The organism is Streptomyces sp. NPDC050617, from assembly GCF_040654795.1.
In the GTDB taxonomy this organism is placed as follows: domain Bacteria; phylum Actinomycetota; class Actinomycetes; order Streptomycetales; family Streptomycetaceae; genus Streptomyces.
The window spans coordinates 1-1,156 of record NZ_JBFAIS010000074.1 but is presented as its reverse complement, the minus strand read 5'-3'; the positions used below and the strand labels follow the sequence as shown (position 1 = coordinate 1,156).

2 protein-coding genes are annotated in these 1,156 nt (G+C 67.7%); both read right to left on the bottom strand.

Translation table 11 applies throughout. From position 1 onward, the window contains the following. Nucleotides 1-25: 25 nt before the first annotated feature. Nucleotides 26-553 carry a transposase gene (locus tag AB0I49_RS38235; RefSeq protein ID WP_363231842.1) on the bottom strand — a complete coding sequence of 176 codons (528 nt, stop codon included), beginning with the start codon at nt 551-553 and terminating at the stop codon, nt 26-28. Beyond that, nucleotides 550-1,089, bottom strand: coding sequence for a winged helix-turn-helix domain-containing protein (locus AB0I49_RS38230; protein ID WP_363231841.1), 540 nt, complete (start codon nt 1,087-1,089; stop codon nt 550-552). The genes AB0I49_RS38235 and AB0I49_RS38230 overlap by 4 nt, the downstream gene beginning before the upstream one ends. Nucleotides 1,090-1,156: the final 67 nt, after the last annotated feature.

Below are 1,156 nucleotides of genomic sequence, written 5' to 3'. Positions count from 1 at the left end.
TACTGACCTTCAATACGTGATGTCGTCATGGTGGAACGGGCGTGAGTCCGGTACCGGTGAGGCAGCCGTCGATGACGTCGGGGCGGTATTGGAGCTGGCGTAAGCCGCGGCGGACGGCGGTGATCAGATTCTGGGGGCCAGCGAACGCGCGGTTGGCCGTGGTGGTGCGCCGCAGCACTGACCAGATGCCCTCGACGGGGTTGAGGTCGGGTGAGCAGGGCGGGAGCTGGAAGACGGTGAGCCAGGTCCGATCAGCAATGTAGCGGCGCATTCCGGCCGACAGGTGGGTGTTCAAGTTGTCCCAGACCAGCACGATCGGGCCGCCGAGTTGCTGGTGCGCGATCTGGATCAGGTCGCGGTAACCCTGCCAGGAGAAGCTTTTGCGTCCGTCGAGCCGGGCGTCGGGGCACGGCCGGTAGATCAGCCGCGAGCGTTCGCCGGGTTTGTAGCAGACGAGAGCGGCGACAGACAGCCGACGGCGGGAACGGCCTCGCACACGCACCACGGGAGTGTGGCCGCGGCGGGACCAGGTACGGGTGGTCGGCGGCGTCATCGAGAATCCGGCCTCGTCCTCGAAGACGAGCCAAGCCCCGAGCGCCGCCACGGTCCTTCCACCTGCGGCCAAGTCTCCTTCACCCAGCCGGCCACCGCCGCCTCGTCGCGCTCCACTGCCCGACGGGCCGGCACCTGGCAGCTCCAGCCATGCCGCTTGAGCAGTACGGCGACACCCTGGACGGTGTAGCTCTTGTGGAACCGACGCCCGATCAGCGTCCTGATCCGGGACAGGGTCCAGGTCTGGTCCGGCCAGCCGTGCGCCACCGGCCCCCTGGCCAGCTCACGCTCCAGCACGGCGAACAGTTCGTCACTGAGCACCGGCAATGACGCGGGCCCCCTTGAAGCCAGGGCTCTCGGCCCGCCCTGGGACCAGGCTCTGCGCCAGCGCTGCACCGACCTGACACTGACCCGCAACTCGTGCGCGATGACCATGTTCTCCTCGCCCAGGGCGAACCGCTCGGCTGCCTCCAACCGCAGCCTCTCGCGAAAGGCCCGCCGCTCGTCGGTCAGCCCGCCCCCTTGCGCATACCTCATGCAATGGGCATACCGCAGGAATCAAGAACCGTCAGCCTTGCCGACATCACGCATTGAAGGTCAGTAG

What these genes read in the sequence shown, in the direction of transcription:
- AB0I49_RS38230 (WP_363231841.1), bottom strand. Translation starts at nt 1,089, where the DNA reads ATGAGGTATGCGCAAGGGGGCGGGCTGACCGACGAGCGGCGGGCCTTT.
- AB0I49_RS38235 (WP_363231842.1), bottom strand. Translation starts at nt 553, where the DNA reads ATGACGCCGCCGACCACCCGTACCTGGTCCCGCCGCGGCCACACTCCC.